Source organism: Chitinophaga qingshengii, assembly GCF_014529935.1.
GTDB lineage: Bacteria > Bacteroidota > Bacteroidia > Chitinophagales > Chitinophagaceae > Chitinophaga > Chitinophaga qingshengii.
Map to the genome: position 1 here is coordinate 226,493 of NZ_JACVFC010000003.1, position 18,700 is coordinate 245,192.

General features: G+C 47.5%; 15 protein-coding genes. All 15 read left to right on the forward strand.

The features are described 5' to 3' along the window. Positions 1-57: 57 nt before the first annotated feature. The 15 genes from ICL07_RS20565 (at position 58) to ICL07_RS20635 (ending at position 18,645) form a co-directional block, all read left to right on the forward strand. The gene (locus tag ICL07_RS20565; protein ID WP_188089928.1) at positions 58-3,459 is read left to right on the forward strand and encodes a SusC/RagA family TonB-linked outer membrane protein; all 3,402 of its coding nucleotides are present in this window, start codon (positions 58-60) and stop codon (positions 3,457-3,459) included. Positions 3,460-3,551: 92 nt separating this feature from the next. Then, a complete protein-coding gene (locus ICL07_RS20570; protein ID WP_223152043.1) occupies positions 3,552-5,042 on the forward strand; it encodes a SusD/RagB family nutrient-binding outer membrane lipoprotein in 1,491 nt (496 codons plus the stop codon). A gap of 24 nt (positions 5,043-5,066) precedes the next feature. Beyond that, positions 5,067-6,644, forward strand: coding sequence for a purple acid phosphatase family protein (locus tag ICL07_RS20575; protein ID WP_188089930.1), 1,578 nt, complete (start codon positions 5,067-5,069; stop codon positions 6,642-6,644). A gap of 3 nt (positions 6,645-6,647) precedes the next feature. Then, positions 6,648-8,009 (forward strand): purple acid phosphatase family protein, encoded by a 1,362-nt coding sequence (locus ICL07_RS20580; RefSeq protein WP_188089931.1) that lies wholly within the window; start codon positions 6,648-6,650, stop codon positions 8,007-8,009. Between the two features lie 13 nt (positions 8,010-8,022). Continuing rightward, positions 8,023-9,810, forward strand: coding sequence for a cytochrome-c peroxidase (locus ICL07_RS20585; protein WP_223152045.1), 1,788 nt, complete (start codon positions 8,023-8,025; stop codon positions 9,808-9,810). Between the two features lie 4 nt (positions 9,811-9,814). After that, positions 9,815-11,602 (forward strand): alpha-amylase family protein, encoded by a 1,788-nt coding sequence (locus ICL07_RS20590; protein ID WP_188089932.1) that lies wholly within the window; start codon positions 9,815-9,817, stop codon positions 11,600-11,602. A gap of 226 nt (positions 11,603-11,828) precedes the next feature. Further along, entirely contained in the window at positions 11,829-12,005 is a 177-nt protein-coding gene (locus tag ICL07_RS20595; protein ID WP_188089933.1) for a hypothetical protein, read from the forward strand. A gap of 42 nt (positions 12,006-12,047) precedes the next feature. Next, positions 12,048-12,221: a hypothetical protein gene (locus tag ICL07_RS20600; protein WP_188089934.1), complete on the forward strand. Its 174-nt coding sequence runs from the start codon at positions 12,048-12,050 to the stop codon at positions 12,219-12,221. 44 nt (positions 12,222-12,265) lie between these two features. After that, entirely contained in the window at positions 12,266-12,433 is a 168-nt protein-coding gene (locus ICL07_RS20605; RefSeq protein ID WP_159455959.1) for a hypothetical protein, read from the forward strand. A 34-nt stretch (positions 12,434-12,467) separates the two neighbouring features. Continuing rightward, positions 12,468-12,629: a hypothetical protein gene (locus tag ICL07_RS20610; RefSeq protein WP_188089935.1), complete on the forward strand. Its 162-nt coding sequence runs from the start codon at positions 12,468-12,470 to the stop codon at positions 12,627-12,629. 45 nt (positions 12,630-12,674) lie between these two features. Then, entirely contained in the window at positions 12,675-12,842 is a 168-nt protein-coding gene (locus ICL07_RS20615; protein ID WP_159455961.1) for a hypothetical protein, read from the forward strand. 19 nt (positions 12,843-12,861) lie between these two features. Next, positions 12,862-13,962, forward strand: coding sequence for a grasp-with-spasm system ATP-grasp peptide maturase (gene gwsG / locus ICL07_RS20620; RefSeq protein ID WP_188089936.1), 1,101 nt, complete (start codon positions 12,862-12,864; stop codon positions 13,960-13,962). Between the two features lie 112 nt (positions 13,963-14,074). Continuing rightward, positions 14,075-15,145: a grasp-with-spasm system SPASM domain peptide maturase gene (gene gwsS / locus ICL07_RS20625; protein ID WP_188089937.1), complete on the forward strand. Its 1,071-nt coding sequence runs from the start codon at positions 14,075-14,077 to the stop codon at positions 15,143-15,145. A gap of 1 nt (position 15,146) precedes the next feature. Further along, positions 15,147-17,354, forward strand: coding sequence for a peptidase domain-containing ABC transporter (locus ICL07_RS20630; RefSeq protein WP_223152046.1), 2,208 nt, complete (start codon positions 15,147-15,149; stop codon positions 17,352-17,354). Further along, complete coding sequence (locus ICL07_RS20635) at positions 17,344-18,645, forward strand: HlyD family secretion protein (RefSeq protein ID WP_188089938.1); 1,302 nt, start codon at positions 17,344-17,346, stop codon at positions 18,643-18,645. Before ICL07_RS20630 ends, ICL07_RS20635 begins: the two co-directional genes overlap by 11 nt. Positions 18,646-18,700 lie beyond the last annotated feature (55 nt).

Below are 18,700 nucleotides of genomic sequence, written 5' to 3' on the forward strand. Positions count from 1 at the left end.
CGGGATGGTATCAGTGCCATCAATAATAATTAATGACTCTAAAAGCAACACAAATCTATGAAATCAGGTACATGTAACAATGTATTTCATGCAAAGCGCCTCGTTTTTTTACTGGTAGGGTTATGCTGCCTGTTAACGATACGGCAGGCGGTTGCCCAGGATGTAAAGACAGCCAGGGTTACATTGCAGAACAACAACAGGCCGTTAAAGGAAATCTTCCGGGAAATAGAACGGCAGACAGGCTTGACGATTGAATTTAAACATGATGTACTGGACCCTGAACGTCGGGTAAGTATCACTGCCAACCGGGAGCTGGCAGACCATGTATTGGATCTGCTGCTGAAAGGAACAAATGCGACTTTTATACAGCAGCAAAAAAGTATTCTCATTATCCGGGCGAAAGAAACATCACCAGTCTCCAGGCAGATCAGCGGTATGGTCACCACAGAAGAAGGTGAACCACTCCCGGGTGCAAACGTAATGGTGAAGGGGGATACCAGGGGGGTACAAACAAACGGGCGAGGAGAATACAACATCACGGCAGATGCTGAAAAGGCTGTGCTTTTAATTTCCCATACCGGTTTTGAAACAAGACAGGTGCCTGTTCAAAACAGGGCTGTAGTCAATATCCGGATGACGGCTTCCAACAGTAGCCTGAATGAGGTGGTGGTCACGGCACTCAATATGAAAAGGAATGCCAAAAGCCTGGGCTACTCCGTAGCTACGCTCGATGGCAGTAAAGTAAACACCGTACAAACACCTAACCTGATCAGCGCGCTCTCCGGAAAAATTGCGGGGGTGGATATAGGAAATATTGCTAACGGTGTAGCAGGCACGAAAAGAGTCATCATCCGCGGCGCTTCTTCACTGACCGGCAACACGCAACCATTGTGGGTGATAGATGGTATTCCCATTAACTCTACCACGCTGGGAGGCCTGGACGCCTATGGTGGGGTGGACTATGGCGACGGCCTTACAGGCATTAATCCCGATGATATCGAAAGTATCAGCGTACTGAAAGGTAATGCTGCAGCGGCGCTATACGGGTCATTAGCTTCCAACGGCGTGATATTGGTAACGACTAAGACGGGAAAGTCGGCCAAAGGTAAAATGAATGTTGAAGTAAGCTCGTCCCTGCTGGTAGATAAGCTGATCAACACCACCGACTTCCAGTATGTATATGGACAAAGCGGTACGGGCGATATGCCGCCTGCTACGCCTGCAGAGGCTTTTAGCTCTTCCAGCTGGGGCGCAAAGTTCGACGGCAGCCCATCCATGCAATTTGATGGAGTAGTACGGCCCTTTAGGCCGGTGAAAAATAACTACGAAAAGTTTTTTAATACCGGTAGTACCATCACCAATACAGTAGCATTATCCGGCAATACCAACCAGCATAATTATCGTATTTCGATATCCGATCTACGCAATAAAGACATTGTGCCCAACGCGAAGTTTAGTCGTACCAGCGTTAATAGCAAACTCTCCTCTACATTTGGTAAACTCAGCACAGACCTGGTATTGAATTATATCCAGGAAAAGGCAAACAACAGACCTTTTATCGGAGGAAATAACTCCAACCTGTTTTATTCACTGGCTTATATGCCTGGCAGCATCGATGTGGAAACCCTTAAACCCGGATACAATCCGGACGGCTCCGAATTCAGTTATGCCAGTGGTATCTCCAATCCTTACTATGTAGTCAATAAAACAAAGGAAGCAGATACCAAGAACAGGTTGATTGGCGCTGTTAACCTCAAATATGCTTTCACCAACTGGCTGTACGCCAGGGGTAGGATTACCCGCGATTACTACGCCAGCGCACGCAACAGGTATATCCCGGAAGGTAATATGTATACGAGCTTCCCACTGGGACAGCTGGAAGAACGCACCATAGAAAGTGCTGTTAATAACTATGAGATCATCATAGGGGTAGAACCATTGAGTGCCGGTAAATTCAGTGTGAATGGTTTTGCAGGCGCCAATACACTGGAACGTTTACGCAGTGAGGTGAGCACCTCCGGTAACAGTTTTGTTGTGCCGGGCGTGTATACCTTCAATAACCTGGCCACCAAACAGCCGTCTACCAGTAAAACCAGCCAGAAGACCAATTCACTGTTTGGTAGCGTGGAACTGTCGTGGAATAAATACCTGTACCTGACGCTGACTGGTAGAAACGACTGGTTTTCGACCCTGCCGCTTCATAACAACAATCTGTTTTATCCTTCTGCGTCGTTGTCATTTGTTTTCTCGGATGCCTTCAAATTGCCTGCGCTGGTGTCGTTCGGTAAATTCAGGGCTTCGACCGCACAAGTGAGCGGGGATACCGGTCCGGGACAGCTGGACCTTAGCTATTCTCTCACACAGACAGCGTACGGGTCCAGCAACCTGCAGTATATCGGTACCACCAACGTACCTAATAAAAACCTGAAACCGCTGTTGTCGTCTGATTATGAACTGGGACTTGAAATGGATTTTCTACAGGGGCGTATTGGCTTTGACCTGGCCTATTATAACCGCACTACCCGTGATGATATTGTAAAAACAGCGGTCTCCCGTAGTACCGGCTATCGTACGGCGCTGTTGAACGTAGGCCGCCTGCAAAACAATGGTGTGGAGTTATTGGTGAAAGCTACACCGGTAAAGGGCAAGGAGTTTAACTGGAATATGACAGCCACTTTTTCCAAAAACAATAGCAGGGTAATAGCGCTGGGAGACGGCGTAGAAGGCGCGCCTGTATTACTGGCGAGCGCCAAAAGCGGGGAGGTAATCATACAACTGGAAGAGGGACAACGCTATGGCGGGATCTATGGCTACAAATACCTGCGTAATGAAAAAGGTGAAAAAGTATATGATGAGAAAGGTTATCCGCTGTATACCTCCAAAAATGATTTCCTTGCCAATGGCGTATACGATCAGCTATATGGCTTCAGTAATACTTTTTCTTATCGGAATTTTTCGCTGTATTGCCTGTTGGATGCCAAGTTTGGCGCTTCCATCTATTCCGAGACCAACGCCATTTCTGTGGGTAATGGCAGGCACAAAATGACGCTGACGGGGCGTGAAGAAGGACTGACCGGCGAAGGGGTGAACAAGGAGGGAAAAGCGAATACCGTATTGGTGCCCGGTAGCAAAACACCCAATCCGCCGGCGGGTAGTGGTAACATCAGTGGTTACTACCAGCAATTGTCACATATCGCGGAGGAGTTTATCTATGATGCCAGTTTTGTGAAGCTGAGAGAGGTATCACTGGCTTATCGTTTTCCACAATCACTGCTGGGTAGAATTGGTGTGAACAGCGCCACGTTTTCGCTGGTAGCCAGAAACCTGTTCACGCTTTATAAGAGAACGGAGAATGTGGACCCTGAAAGCAGCGTGGCGAGCGGAAATGCGCAAGGTATTGAAAGGCTGGTGTATCCCGTTACCCGGAACTATGGCGTAACCCTGAAGCTGGTACTTTGATCAATTTTACAAACATATATCTAATAAAATATTCCGGCATGAGAAATATGAGGAAATATGGTGCATACCTGCTACTGATAATAATAACAGGTATGTTTACCGCTTGTGATAAAAATTTTGAGGACATCAACAAAAGCGTAGATTTTGTTTCTGATCCTACGCCCGACTTTATGCTTCCGGCTATTGAACTTTATATGCTGGACAACACCTATTATACGCAGGGCGATTTTGTAGGCGCTTTCGTGATGCATGTCACCAACAGGAAAGCCTATTCATCACTGACGATGCCGGGAGGTTACCAGGGATACCATTTTGAATGGGCATATGAAAACCCGTTCAAAAATGTAGTGGACCTGATAGCTCGTTGCGGAAAAGACACGGCCTATGCCAACTACCGGCATATTGGCCGTATCATTAAAGCCTATGTGGCTCACCAGTTGACGGACCTGTATGGAGATGTGCCCTACTTTGAAGCAGGTAAGGGCTACATGGACCGCCTCTTTACACCCCGTTATGATGCACAACAGCAGATTTACGAAGATATGTTCCGCGAGCTGGAAGACGCTTCCAGGGCACTGGACAGTGCCAGGAAAGTGCCCACCGCTGCTGATATCGTGTATAAGGGGGATCTCTCTAAATGGAGACGTTTTGCGAATAGCCTGATGCTGAGGCTGGGATTACGTATCATGAAGGCAGATCCTGTCAACGGGAAAAAATGGATAGAGAAAGCAGTTGCCGGTGGTTTACTGCGGAATAATGACGATAATTTTGTGGTGAAATATCTGCCAAATGCGTCTACCGGTGGAACAACCAACCCAACGGCGAATGGGCAGGCGCATATATTTATCCGCTATCCGGATAACTACCGCCTTACTTCCCCCTTCGTTAACTTCCTGAAGGATCGTAAAGATCCGCGCATAGCAGCGTATTGTATGTTACCGGCTTCCAGGACAACCTACGCTGCTGGCGATAAATCACCAGCCAAACAAAAAGGTTGGCCGCCATATGGTGACAGATCGGAAGATCCTCCCTATCTGGGCATTCCGTCCGCTGACCGCCTGAAGTATTCCGTGTCCAATATTTCCACTTTCGGCAGATATGACGCACCTTTTATTCATCTGAGCTATGCACAGGTGCAGCTGCAGCTGGCAGAATGTGCCGTCAGGGGTATTGTACCAGGCGATGCTAAATCCTGCTATGAAAAAGGTGTAAGGGCGGCGATGGACCAGCTGAAAATCTACGGCGCTGAAGCGGTGATTACTACCGCACAGGCAGATGCCTACCTGCTCGAAAATCCATACAACCCTGCGTCAATGGAGGAGGCGCTGGAAATGATCAATACCCAATACTGGATAGAAACACACTACAACTGGTATGAAACATTCGCCAATATGCGCAGAAGCGGGTATCCGAAACTGTATGAGAAACTGGACCTGACGATCCCGGCGAATAGCGGTGCTATACTGCCACGCAGACTGACTTACCAGGCAGATGAGATTGCCATTAACCCGCATGTGCAGGAAGCTATTAAAAGACAAGGTCCGGATGTGACCAGCACCCGCGTATGGTGGGACAAACCCTGATTGTAATAACTGATCTATATAGACATGAAAAAAAGTATTTTTTATTTGATGATGATGTTGGGCATGCCTGCGCTGTTACTGGCGCAGAGCAAGCCCGGGAAGACAAAGCCCCGGAAATATGGCTTCCGGCCGGAGTTGATACGGGGGCCTTATCTGCAAACAGCTACCCCCAACAGTATGACAGTACGCTGGCGTACCGACGAACCGGATATCAGTTTTGTTCATTATGGTACCTCGCCCGATAACACCATAGCTGTGGCTGGGGACAGCTCACTTACCCGGGAACATATTGTAACACTGACCGGTTTGTTGCCGCAAACCAAATACCATTACCTGCTGGTGGGCGCCAAGGATACCTTGCAGGGCGATGAACAGAATTGTTTTACCACATTGCCGCCTGTAGGAAAAGAAGAAAAATATCGTATAGGCGTGTTCGGTGACTGCGGTAATAATTCCACCAATCAGCGAAATACACGCGACCAGTTTGAAAAATATCTTGGCAATGATTTGCTGAATGCCTGGATTTTGCTGGGCGATAATGCCTATTCTTTTGGCAAGGACACCGAATTTCAAACCAACTTTTTTAATATTTATAAAAATAACCTGCTAAAAAAATCACCACTGTTTCCTGCGCCGGGCAATCATGATTATCATGATGAACCTTATTCTGCTGACTATGCGCAACAGTCCAAAGAGGTGGCCTATTACCAGATTTTTTCGATGCCCACCAAAGGGGAGGCCGGAGGCGTGCCTTCTAATACTCCCGCTTTTTATTCCTTTGATATTGGCAATATCCACTTCCTGTCATTGGATTCTCATGGTACAGAAGATAATGCTTCCAGGCTATACGATACGCTGGGCCGCCAGGTACGCTGGATTAAAGAAGATCTTGCTGCCAATAAAAACAAAGGCTGGGTGATTGCTTACTGGCATCACCCGCCTTATAGCATGGGCTCCCATAATTCTGATACAGAAGAACAACTGGTAAAAATACGGGAGAACTTCATCCGGGTGCTGGAACGGAATGGGGTAGATCTTATTCTCTGTGGCCATAGTCACTCCTATGAGCGCTCGAAGCTGATGCAGGGACACTATGGGCCGGAGCAAAGTTTTAATGCAGCGCAACATTATCTGAGCACTTCTTCTGCCTTGTATGATGGCAGTACCAATTCCTGTCCATATATCAAACAAAGCGACAACAAAGGCACCGTTTATGTAGTCAGCGGTTCCGCAGGACAGCTAGGTGGGCAACAGGCCACTTTCCCGCATGATGCCCTGCCATTTTCCGATGTAACCCATGGAGGCGCTTCTATCCTGGAAGTAGAAGCCAACCGGCTGGATCTGAAATGGATCTGCGCTGATGGCGTCATCAGAGATCATTTCACCATGATGAAAGGAGTAAACAAAAAGACGGTCATCAACCTGAAAAAAGGGGAAACGGCAGTACTGAAAGCTTCCTATGTAGGGAAATATACCTGGAAGAATATAGACAGTACTTCCAGGAGCGTTTCGGTTACCCCGCCTGCCGGTAAATCGGTATATGTGGTCCGCGATCCGGAAAATTGTTTGCAGGACGAATTTATTGTGAATGTATCCAAATAAGACATGCGTAAAGTCTATATACTACTATTGTTGCTGTCGTTGCTTTGTTCTGCCCGTAGTACGGCCCAAAAGGCACAATTACTGCGTGGCCCTTATTTACAGTCCGCAACGCCCAACAGTATCCTTATCCGCTGGAGAACCGATGCAGCTACCCGTAGCAGGGTATCTTACGGGACGGTAGCAGGTCATCCGGAAAAGACGATCAGTGACGTTGCCCTCGTAACGGAGCATATCGTTAAACTGGAAGGCCTGCAACCCGGTACCCGCTATTATTATAGTATAGGCGGGTTGAAAGATACGCTACAGGGAGCTGGCGATAACTATTTCACTACGCTGCCGTTGCCCGGTAGCACCGGCTATTATCGTATAGGCGTGTTCGGTGATTGTGGTGACCTGACCATTCACCAGCGCCAGGTGAGAGATGCTTTCAGGGGGTATCTGGGTACCACTGACCTGACAGCCTGGATACTATTGGGTGATAATGCTTACAATGATGGTACGGATGCTGAATACCAGGCCAAATTTTTTAACGTATATAAAGATGATCTGTTAAAGAAATACCCGGTGTTTCCGGCTCCCGGCAATCATGATTATCATGATACCGACTTCTCTGCCGCCTACGCGCAAAATCATCATACAACCGCCTATTATCAGAATTTTTCAATGCCGGTAAGTGGTGAGTCGGGTGGTGTGCCCTCGCATAATCCCGCGTTTTATGCTTTCGATATTGGTAATGTCCACTTTCTCTCACTTGATTCCTACGGAAAGGAAGAAAATCGCTACTATCTGTATGATACCAGCGGGCCACAGGTACAATGGGTAAAAAAAGACCTGGCGGCGAACCGGAATAAAGACTGGGTGGTGGTGTATTGGCACCATCCTCCTTACAGTATGGGTACGCATAACTCAGATACAGACGGTAATATGCGGCGGATACGGGAGAACTTTATCCGTATCCTGGAAAAAGCAGGAGTGGACCTGGTGATTTGCGGTCATAGCCATGTGTATGAGCGCTCGGGATTACTACATGGCCACTATGGAAAAGAGGCGTCGTTTGACGCCTCCAAACATAGTTTTAGCCAGGGTTCCGGTAAAGATGATGGTACAGCAAACAGTGCGCCTTATATCAGGAACGAACATACGAAAAAAGGTACCGTGTATGTGGTGAGTGGTTCATCCAGTTCTGTAGGTCAACCGGAGGCTGCTTTCCCGCACGATGCCATGTATTATTCCAATGCAACAGTAACTGGTGCTGGTTTGCTGGAAGTACAGGGCAACCGGCTGGATTTTAAATGGATCTGCGAAGATGGCGTTGTGCGGGATCATTTTACCATCATGAAAAATAGGCTACAGGTAACAAAGTAATAAACTACAGGTGATGAAACAGGGCATGGTGATCGTTATTTTGACCGCTTGGATAGCTTTAATGGGCGTGGTGGTGCCACCTGGTGGGCAACAGTCTGCCGGCGTGGCCCACACGTTGACCTATTTCCGGGATCAGGCGGGAAGATTTGCGGAAAGCGCCGTGCAACTGCACCACCGTATTGAGATGGTGGAGAACAGCGACCCGGCCACTATTCAGGCTGCAAAAGAGGCGTTGAAAACATGCAGAGCACAATATAAAAGCATTGCGTTTTTCCTGGAATACTTTCTGACAAGTACCTCTGTTGTTTACAATGCACCACCGGTACATGAAGTGGAAGAGCCATTTATGGAATACCGGGAACCTACAGGGCTACAGGTGATAGAAGCCTTGTTGTTTGAGGACGATGTCGCTGCCCATCAGCGGGAACTGTTGCAACAGACAACTTTGGTCAGCAGTTCCGCGGCAGATCTCCCTGCTTTATTGTATGGCCTCGAAATAACCGATACCCAGATACTGGAAAGCATCCGGCTGGAACTAATACGCGTCAGTACCCTGGGTATTGCCGGCTATGATGCCCCTGAACTGCAGACAGGTATTACCGAGGCGGGGCATTCACTGATGGCGGTTAAAACAGTATTACAGCCTTACCTGGAAGGGCAGGGCGAGGCGGCTGCGGCTACGGCAAGGTACCTGGACCTGGCGCTGTCGCAGGTACGCGAAGACAGTAACTTTGTTTCGTTTAACCGTCTCCGTTTTCTCACTACCGCTATGTTGCCATTGCAGCGTAGTGTCAACCGGTTAGCCGGCAGCAAGGACGCTGAGTTGGATGTTTTTAATCTTCGTGCCATGAATATGGGCAGGGACTGGGATACCAGTGCTCCGCTGGTGGAGCTGGGTAAAACACTGTTTTTTGAAAAACAACTATCCCAAAATAACGTCAGGAGCTGTGGCAGCTGTCACCAGCCGGATAAGTATTTCACGGACCAGTTGCCTAAAAACCTTGCACTGGATGGCCATTCCCGTTTACAGCGTAATACGCCCACACTTTTTTATGCGGCCTATCAGCATGCCCAGTTTTGGGACGGAAGGGCTAAAACCCTGGAAGAGCAGGTGTTGGCGGTGTTGCATAATCCCCGGGAAATGAATGTGGCAGATGGTATGGTGCTATCACAATTAGGGAAGGCAAAAAAATACAGGGAACTTTTCAGCGCTGCATTTCCGCAAGCGGAGGACAGCCTGGTAACAATGCGCCGTATTGCCCGTGCCATTACAGCCTATTTGCAGACACTGGCTCCCATGAATGCGCCGTTTGACCGCTACCTGCGCGGAGATAAAAAGGCGATGACTGCGGCGCAGGAAAACGGCTTTAATCTTTTTATGGGAAAGGCCAGGTGTGGTACCTGTCATTTCGTGCCTTTGTTCAATGGCGTATTGCCGCCGTTGTTTGACAGAACCGAGCTGGAAGTAATTGGTACGACAGCAGGGGCTGATCTGCGTTATCCCCGTCCGGATGCTGATAGTGGTCGCTTTACGACTTATCCGATTTCGTTTTACAAAGGAGCATTTAAAACGCCTTCATTACGCAATATCACGGTAACAGCTCCGTATATGCATCACGGTGCCTTCGCTACGCTGGAGGAGGTCATGGAATTTTATAACAGGGGCGGAGGGGGCGGTCTCGGACTGCCGGTACCCACACAAACGCTTTCGACCAAACCGCTGGGGCTCAACGAAAGCGAAATCAAAGATATTATCCTTTTCCTGGGCGCGTTGACAGACAGCCCGGCTAAAACAAACTAATTATATGGGAAAAAATAGGTACAGGAAACGGCTCATAGCCGGACTAATGGGGATACTGATGACCACCACGGCCGCTGCCCAGCAGGGGACCTATGAGCCTCGTTATTGGACAGAAGGGGCATTTGATCATCTTCCTTCAAATGATGCCGCCATCCGGCAGCAAATGTCAGTTATACAAGATCAGGGATGGGGCGGCATCTTGTATTGGGGCGCCAGTTATGAGGGTGACAAGATGCATTATTATTATCCGTCGCCGTTTCTGAAAAAACAACCCTGGGCCTTGCAGGGAAAAGATGGACTGTCTTCATTGGTGAAGGCGGCGCATGACAAAGGGATAAAGGTAATGGTAAATATGGAAGGCGTGAATCCGTATCATTGGCAACAACATCACTGGACACCGGCCAATATTAGGTTGGCCGCAGAAGATCTGGCTGCTGCCGGGACCGATGCCGTTTTTGAAGAGTGTTTTGAAGCCAGTCCGGCTGTATTCAGCTCCCTGGCTTCTAGTCTGCGGGAGCGGAAGGTGGACTATATTTCAGGAACAGATCCGATGTTGCTGCGGGAAGGGTACTTCGCTTCTTTATGGCCACAAACAAGTATTATCAATATCTACAATTATTATCTGAAAAGAGATAAGCTGTTTAATATAGCGACCCTCACCCAACACGGCAGTCTGGGTTATGGCTGGGCCAAATACTGGGGGAAGCCTACTGCCATGATCTCACCGGTAAACCGTAACTGGGGCATTGCCGGAGAGTACAGTCCTGCCGTAATCGCCTATCTATGCATGATCAGGGCATTGCAATTTCGGCTGGACCATTTCATTGTTTTTGGTGGAGAAGGCACTTTTGATCCTGTTCAAAATAAGGAATGGATAAAATACTATACTGACAGGCAGGAAAAAGACCGGCCATTGCTGAATGTGGTAGTACTACTGGACAAAAAAGGAAGCCAGGCGGCATGGAATCGTTTGTTTAATTCCGGAGATGCTATTACGTCGGGTGCTTTCAACGGAGGATATAATGTTGTTGTCAGTGATAAAGTATTACCTGCAGATGCCTACTGGATCTATGCCTCAGGCGGCAATAAGGATACTTTACCCGCGACGGTAGTGAATCTGTTCCAGTCAAATAAGCCGGTCTTTCTGCAGGCAGCGGCGACCATCCCCGGTGGACAAGGAATTCAGCAAGGATGGAAAACTGCGCTGAAACAATGTGGCGTAGATGCGTCCGCGTTATTCCGGTATTGCCCGGGAACAGATGCCCCGGCAATGGTCAGTCTCCCTGAAAGCCAGGATACAGAGATTCCCTACACCGGTTACTACGACAATACCTATTTACGTTTTACCGGTACCGATGCTCAGCGGGGTACTGACCTGCGTGCGGGAACAATTATACCGGCAACAGCGATTAATGGTAAAGTGCTGAGTTCACCCAACAGCACCTATGGAAAAGGACCCTATATTATCGGAAAAGATAACAAATACCTGGTCACCGCTACCGCCCTTAATTGGGAAGCCGCCTACCCGATCTCTCATTTGCTGTCCGGTGCAGGGATACATCCCTCTTCCAATGTTTGGGGAATCGTTGGTAAAAAGGTAACAGCACTGCTGGCTATAGAGGCAACGGAGCTGAACGTAACGATACCCGGGCTGAAGGATGGTGAAAAAATTCAGGTGGTGATATGGGATAATAAACAACAGAAACGGTACGAAGAAACACTGGTGTACCATGCACCCTACAGGCAAATGCTCAGAGAATATGATCTTATTATGATTAACAAGGCAGATTGAAATCTAAATATACAGGGCTTCAGCCCTGTATACTAGATGTTGTACCGTTTCTTTAAATAGAAGAAACCCTTCGCTCCATCCTAAAACGGCGCCCCGGTAATCCCGCGGCGCCGCAAATATTTCCCCAAGTACCGCAAATATCGACTGTCCCCAATCAAATATCCATCTCTCCTCAATCATGTGATTCCTACGCCTACTTTTACATCATCATTAAAAACTACATCACATGAAAAAGTTACAAAAACTGGTTGCCAAAGAGGTGACATCCCCTGAAACCCTGAAAGGTGGCAGATTAATGCAGATGGAAGCTTTCACCGACGGTGGCGACAAAACTACCTACAACACCGCGAGCTGGAATGGCAGACACTATGTTACTGACGTAAACCAGGACCCCGGAAATTAATCGTACCCCGGAAAAATGTTAACCTGTTAAATTGGAAAAACGATGAAAAAGAAATTGTCAAAACTGAATGCAAAGAAGGTGGAAGCGCCTGCAGCCATTAAAGGTGGCCTGTTACAAATGTCATCCGACATTTCAGGCGGCGATTGTTACTTCACCACTGCCTTTTGCACGCTGCGGGGAGATCGGTTCTCCTGCGATTACAAAACAGATTGTTAATTGATCACCCGGAAAAAAAACGTTTAACCTTTAAATTAAAAACCATGGACAAGAAACTGTCAAAACTGAATGCAAAAAAAGTAGAGAACTCCGAAGCAGTTAAAGGCGGCCTGATGGCGCTGGCTAGCATGGAAATGGATGGTGGTGTCACTACCCACTCTGCTACCCAAAGAGGTGATCAATACTTCTGCGATCACAAACAAGACAACTAATCAACCTTCATTTATTCATTCAATATTACAACACATGAAAAAGTTAGAAAAACTGGTTCCCAAAGCGGTAACATCTCCTGAAGCACTGAAAGGCGGCTTAATGCAGCTCCAATGCATGGAAGACGGCGACAAAACCTCCAGCAACAGCGCTTCCTGGAATGGCAGACATTATGTTACTGATACCAAAGCGGACTAAGTACATCCCCAAAAAAAGTAGTTAACCTGATAAATTAAAAACAATATGAAAAAGAAATTATCAAAACTGAGTGCAAAAAAAGTTGAAACCCCTGAAGTAATTAAAGGTGGCCTGATGGCACTGGCTAGCATGGAAATGGACGGCGGTGTTACTACTCACTCTGCTACGCAGAGAGGTGATCAATACTTCTGCGATCACAAACAAGACAACTAATCATTTCTCCTTCCGCATCATGATGAAGGAAATCAAAGAACTGCCGGCAACAGCCGGCAGTTCTTTCCCCACAAAAAATCAATATCCGGTCATGTCTAAAAAGATACTCATATTAAGTCAGTCCTACCTGGAAAGTACTACAGACCAGGTTTGCCAATGGATGGACTATTTGAAAATACCTTACCGGCGGTTGAATGGTGAAGACTTCTTCCGGTTTCAACAGCTTAGTGATCTGCCGGATAATACAGCAACTGCCGTGGTTTGGTACCGCAGGAAAATCGCTCACTTTCCCGCCGAGTTTAGCCTGAAGCAACCGGACTTTAACAGCCAGTATACCCTGAAACGTTTTCTGGTAGACGAATTCAACGGCCTTCATTCTTTTCTGTTTCATTCCATTGACGCCCAAAAATGGCTGAACGATCCCCTGTCAGAGAAAAATCTGAATAAACTTCAGGTGTTACAATTGGCCCGCCGGTTAAATATCCCCACGCCTTTTACGGAAGTGGTGACTACCAAAACAAAAATTATGGCTTTGCTGGAACAATACCCCGCATTGATTGTAAAGCCCCTCAGCGAATGCATTTTACTGGAGGATAACGAACGCCGGGCTTACAAAATGCTGACCAGCACCATCGAACAAAAGAGCCTGGGCGCAGTGCCGGAAACATTTTTCCCCTCCCTGGTACAGGAAAGGATTGTCAAAAAATTTGAGATCAGAACCTTTTACCTGGATGGGGTATGTTATTCCATGGCCATCTTCTCCCAAAACAACCGGAAAACAACAGATGATTTCCGGAATTATGATAACCATCGGCCCAATAGGACCGTCCCCTATAAATTACCCGCTGACCTGGAACATAAACTGGACCAGCTCATGAAAATACTGCGCTTCCGCACGGGATCCATCGACCTGATGGTGGACATGCAAGGGAACTATCATTTCCTCGAAATCAACCCGGAAGGCCAGTTCGGCATGGTGTCCCATCCCTGCAACTATTACCTGGAAAAAAAATTCGCACGGTTACTTCATCAATCTGTTCTCCATGAAAAAGAAATACATCAGCAACCTGAAAACAAAGAAAATGCTTCCCCTGCCACTGTATTTTCTGAAGCAGAGTGAATCCGTTGCCTCCCTGCCCATCACGAAGTTTGAGAAAGCCTCGAGGGTTAACGCGGAAGGATTCGAACTGTATAATTTCTATAAACCGATCTCCAAATTCTGATTTTCTGTTATGGAATATCTAAATATATACGCAAACTGTCAACTGGTAAAGGGCGCTAATATGTCGCTGCTCTGCGATCTGCAAATGCGCCGGTTTTATCACCTGCCGAATGATACTGCTGAAGTATTGTTGTTCCTGCAACAATATTCCATCGACGAATGTATCGCGCATTATGGGGAAGATAACCGGGAAGCTATCACCGGTTATGTGGATTTCTTCGTCAGCCGTGAACTGGGATTCATCGATGACCGCATCCTGCCGGAGCTTACCGCCATGGAGCTCACCTGGGACCGCTTTGCGGATATTACCAATGTGGTTATTGAATACCAGGAAACCATCGACTATAGCGGACCATTTTTCCGGGAGCTGCTGGACCAGCACCTGGAAGGGCTGGAGATCAGGTTTTATCAGCCGGTGGCGCTGCCTGAACTGAGGGAATTACTGGCGTTGTTCAGCGATTCCACATTGCGGCATATCAAACTGGTACTGCCCTACGAGAGGAGCCTGAATATAGCCACACTGGACGAACTGGTGAAAAAAAACCAACGGGTAAAATCCCTGTTACTACACAGTTCACCGGAGGAAAAGCTGGAGAAAATATTCTCGGATTCCGTACCGGTATACTATTTCACCGGAGAAATCAACTCCTGCATGGCCTGCGGCGAAATCCGCCCCAACCACTTTACGGTAAACACGGAACTGTTTACAGAAAGCCTGCGCTTTAACAGCTGTCTGAATCGTAAGCTGAGCATAGATCAGGAGGGGTACATCAAAAACTGTCCTTCCATGCGGGAAAACTACGGTCATATTGCAGATACCTCCCTGCAGGAAGTACTGGACAATAAAACGTTTAACCGTTACAGTCATATCCGTAAAGATGATATCACTGTTTGTAAAGATTGTGAGTTCAGGCATGTATGCACCGACTGCCGGGCTTATATAGAAGATCCGCAGGATATTTATTCAAAACCCCTGAAATGCGGGTACAACCCATACACCAACAAATGGGAGGAATGGGCGCAACATCCGATGAAACAAGCCGCTATCGAGTGGTATGGAATGGCAGAGATAATCAAATGATATGAAGCTGAAAAAATTTCCTTTTTATAAGCAGCCGGACGGGAAGGATTGTGGTCCTACCTGTATTAAAATCATCAGCAAGCATTATGGCAGGCTGACAGATATCCAGGCCATCCGTACTCTCGCGGAAACAACGCGGGAGGGCAGCTCTTTGGCAGGATTGTCTGCGGCGGCAGAAGGATTGGGATTTAAGTCACTGGCAGTAAAAATAGATTTTCCGACGCTGGTGGAAGAAGCGCCGCTGCCTTGTATTTGTCACTGGGGACAACAACATTTTGTTGTCGTTTATAATATTAAAAAATCTGGTGGACGTACCCTCGTTCACGTGTCCGATCCGGCCTATGGGCTGATCACCTACACCCGGCAGGAATTTATTGATGGTTGGATGGGCAAGGGAAAAAAGGAAAATGAGGAAGAAGGAATTGCCCTGCTGCTGGAAACTACCCCTGAATTTTATGAATCAGAAACCGATACACCTGCTAAGAGGAAAGATATTTCTTTCCTCTTTAGCTATTTTTTCCGGTACAAAAAACTGATTACCCAGCTCACCCTCGGGCTGCTGGCTGGCAGCGTACTGTCGCTGATCTTCCCTTTTCTCACACAGAGCATTGTAGACATCGGCATACAGAATCATGACCTGAATTTTATCTACCTGGTACTACTGGCACAGGTGATGTTATTTGTAGGGAGAACAGGTATAGAAGTAATACGCAGCTGGATCTTATTGCATCTGTCCAGCAGGATTAATATCTCCATTGTATCCAACTTTTTTATTAAGCTGATGAAATTGCCCATCAGTTATTTTGATACCCGCATGACGGGAGATATCATGCAGCGTATCAATGACCACCAGCGGATAGAACAGCTGATGACCAATTCTTCACTGAATACGCTTTTTTCGCTGGTGAACCTGGTGATCTTCAGCATTGTACTGCTGTTGTACGATTACCGGCTCTTCCTGATCTATTTGCTGGGTGGGGTATTGTCGATAGCATGGATCTCTTTTTTCCTCAAAAAAAGAAGAGACCTGGACTATAAACGTTTTTCCCAGGTATCAGAAGAACAGAGCAAGGTGATGGAACTGGTGAACGGGATGCAGGAAATCAAGATATACAATGCCGAAAGGCAGATGCGCTGGGGTTGGGAGTTTATGCAGGTGAAGCTGTTTAAGATCCATATCAATTCCCTGTCACTGGAGCAATGGCAGACCGTTGGTTCCAATTTTATCAACCAGATGAAAGATATTTTTGTCAGCTTCCTGGCAGCCAAACTGGTACTCGATGGTAACCTGACACTGGGTATGATGCTGGCGGTACAGTATATCATCGGCCAGCTGAATGGCCCGCTGGTGCAGCTGATGGACTTTGTAAAACAGGTACAGGATGCTAAAATATCACTCGAAAGATTAAGTGAGATCCACGAAAAAGAAGACGAAGAACGCAGCGATATTCAAACGGTAATGGATATACCGGAACAGGATATTGTATTGGATAATGTTTCTTTCCGTTATGTGGGCGCTGGTGCCCCGGTATTTGAAAACCTGAGTCTGCGCATCCCGCATCGGAAAACCACCGCCATCGTTGGCGCCAGCGGTAGCGGTAAAACCACTCTGCTGAAGTTGCTCATGAAGTTTTATGATCCGGGAGAAGGGGAGATCAGGATCGGCCATGCGCCCCTGAAACATGTTTCGCCCCGTTACTGGCGCGATCAGTGCGGCGTAGTGATGCAGGAAGGATATGTTTTCAACGATACCATCGCTAAAAATATCGCTGTCGGGATAGATGATATTGACCGGCCACAGTTGCGCAAAGCAGTAGAAGTGGCCTGCATCAGGGATTTTATTGAAAGCCTGCCCCTGAACTATAATTCGAAGATCGGCAACGAAGGGATCGGCATCAGCGGTGGCCAGAAACAACGCCTCTTTATTGCCCGGGCGGTCTATAAAGCGCCGGAATACATCTTCTTCGATGAGGCTACCAGCGCACTGGATGCCAATACGGAAAAGGCCATTATGGGCAACCTGGAGCAGTTCCTCAAAGGGAAAACGGCGGTGATCATTGCACACCGCTTGTCGACCGTAAAAAATGCAGATAAAATCATTGTACTGGATAAAGGAAGGGTAGTAGAGGAAGGTAGTCACGACGAACTGGTGTCGCTCAAAAAAGAATATTACAGGCTGGTAAAAAATCAATTGGAACTTGGAAACTAAAAAAGACATACTGGACACGGTGCAACTGCATTCAGAAGGGGTGCAGGACATTCTTACGCTGCCGCCGCACTGGATGATACGTTGGGGCAACACCGTTATCATACTGATCCTCCTGCTCATTTTAGTGATGAGCTACGTGATCAAATACCCGGAGTTCGTACCTTCCAAGGTGATTATATCTTCCAGCAATCCGCCGGAAAAACTGGAAGCGCGCACCAACAGCAAAGTAGAAGAAATCTTTGTGGAAGACCACCAAAAGGTAACGAAGAACCAGCTGTTGCTGGTGTTGCAGTCCACTGCAGACTACCGGGATGTAATCCGCCTGCGCAATATCATGGATTCGCTGGACAGCAAGGCCTTGCCCCATTTCCCGCTGGCGGAAGTAGCCCGGTTTAAGCTGGGGGAAGTGCAGGCCGACTACAACGCTTTCGCCAAAGCATTCACCGATGAACAGCTGTATACCCGCTTACAGCCCTATTCCCCTGACTTCGCCGCGGCAGAGAGAAGTCTCTCGGAGTCGCGTAACCGTATCCGTACCCTGCAGCAGCAAAAAGAGCTGGAACAAAAAAAGTATGAGGTCTCCAAACGGGAGTTCGACCGGTACCACGAGCTGTTTAAGGAAAAAGTGGTGTCTGCAGCCGAGATGGGCCAGGAGAAAATCAAATTTTTACAGGCGGAACAGAACCTGGAAAACCTCAACGTAACGATTTCCCAGTTGCAGGAAAGTATGCTGGGCATCGAAAAAACGAGAAGCGGCGTGGCTATCAACGCGCAAAAGGACCAGATCAACCTGAGCTCACAAACGGCCCAGTTGTTTGAGCAATTGCGCCGGTCCGTGAAATCCTGGGAACAAAATTACCTGTTCACCTCTTCTGTAGATGGAGTGGTGAGTTTTCAGCAGTTCCTGGGTAAAAACCAGTTTGTAAAGTCCGGTGATATACTCGTTGCCGTTATGCCGGAAGATAAAAATACGCTGGTCGGCCGGCTGCAGGTACCAGCTACCAACTCCGGCAAAGTGAAGGAAGGGCAGAAGGTGTTGTTGAAGCTGGACAACTACCCCTACCAGGAATTTGGCTCGGTACAGGGAAGGGTGAAAAGTATTGCCAATACCCCCGACAAAGACGGTAACTATTACGTGAATGTAGTCCTTCCGGAAGGCCTGAAAACCTCCTTCCACAAAACGCTTTCCTTCGATAAGGAGCTGAAGGGCAATGCGGAGATTGTTACGCAGGACCTGCGGCTGATAGAACGTTTCTTTTACCAGCTGAGGAAGTTATTACGGTTCGAATAGTGTTTTGTTCGTTATTGTACAATTTCTGTTTGGTGAAAACTGCTTTTTTTGTGCA

Excerpts from the sequence above, each read along its gene's own strand:
- ICL07_RS20565 (WP_188089928.1), top strand. The coding sequence starts at position 58 with ATGAAATCAGGTACATGTAACAATGTATTTCATGCAAAGCGCCTCGTT.
- ICL07_RS20570 (WP_223152043.1), top strand. The coding sequence starts at position 3,552 with ATGTTTACCGCTTGTGATAAAAATTTTGAGGACATCAACAAAAGCGTA.
- ICL07_RS20575 (WP_188089930.1), top strand. The coding sequence starts at position 5,067 with ATGAAAAAAAGTATTTTTTATTTGATGATGATGTTGGGCATGCCTGCG.
- ICL07_RS20580 (WP_188089931.1), top strand. The coding sequence starts at position 6,648 with ATGCGTAAAGTCTATATACTACTATTGTTGCTGTCGTTGCTTTGTTCT.
- ICL07_RS20585 (WP_223152045.1), top strand. The coding sequence starts at position 8,023 with ATGAAACAGGGCATGGTGATCGTTATTTTGACCGCTTGGATAGCTTTA.
- ICL07_RS20590 (WP_188089932.1), top strand. The coding sequence starts at position 9,815 with ATGGGAAAAAATAGGTACAGGAAACGGCTCATAGCCGGACTAATGGGG.
- ICL07_RS20595 (WP_188089933.1), top strand. The coding sequence starts at position 11,829 with ATGAAAAAGTTACAAAAACTGGTTGCCAAAGAGGTGACATCCCCTGAA.
- ICL07_RS20600 (WP_188089934.1), top strand. The coding sequence starts at position 12,048 with ATGAAAAAGAAATTGTCAAAACTGAATGCAAAGAAGGTGGAAGCGCCT.
- ICL07_RS20605 (WP_159455959.1), top strand. The coding sequence starts at position 12,266 with ATGGACAAGAAACTGTCAAAACTGAATGCAAAAAAAGTAGAGAACTCC.
- ICL07_RS20610 (WP_188089935.1), top strand. The coding sequence starts at position 12,468 with ATGAAAAAGTTAGAAAAACTGGTTCCCAAAGCGGTAACATCTCCTGAA.
- ICL07_RS20615 (WP_159455961.1), top strand. The coding sequence starts at position 12,675 with ATGAAAAAGAAATTATCAAAACTGAGTGCAAAAAAAGTTGAAACCCCT.
- gwsG (WP_188089936.1), top strand. The coding sequence starts at position 12,862 with ATGATGAAGGAAATCAAAGAACTGCCGGCAACAGCCGGCAGTTCTTTC.
- gwsS (WP_188089937.1), top strand. The coding sequence starts at position 14,075 with ATGGAATATCTAAATATATACGCAAACTGTCAACTGGTAAAGGGCGCT.
- ICL07_RS20630 (WP_223152046.1), top strand. The coding sequence starts at position 15,147 with ATGAAGCTGAAAAAATTTCCTTTTTATAAGCAGCCGGACGGGAAGGAT.